The 265-nt window shown below is 47.9% G+C and carries 1 protein-coding gene; it reads left to right on the top strand.

Annotation, left to right across the window (positions count from 1 at the left end; translation table 11 throughout):
• Nucleotides 1-265: SDR family oxidoreductase (locus E0702_RS17665; RefSeq protein ID WP_132045805.1), on the top strand; the 265-nt coding region annotated here is incomplete at both ends.

The raw sequence follows: 265 nt of genomic DNA, 5'->3' as shown, positions 1-265 counted from the left end.
ATCTTGACTTCGGCAAGACCCAATCCAATGTCGCCATATGGCTTCAGCAAACTTTCCGCCGAGTTGTTGGCTCAAGAGTATTCACAATGTTTCGGCGTTAATTCCATTTCCGTTCGCCCGTTCTCACTATATGGGCCCGGCTTGAAGAAGCAGTTGCTCTGGGATGCGTGCAACAAGTTTTCAAAGGGAATCGGAGAGTTTTTTGGGACGGGAGAAGAAGTTAGGGATTGGCTTCACGTTGAAGATGCTTCGTCGATGATTGTAG

This window comes from Halomonas marinisediminis (genome assembly GCF_004347715.1).
Taxonomy (GTDB): domain Bacteria; phylum Pseudomonadota; class Gammaproteobacteria; order Pseudomonadales; family Halomonadaceae; genus Halomonas; species Halomonas icarae.
Note: the sequence above shows the minus strand (reverse complement) of the source record. Positions and strands in the feature narration are given on the sequence as shown.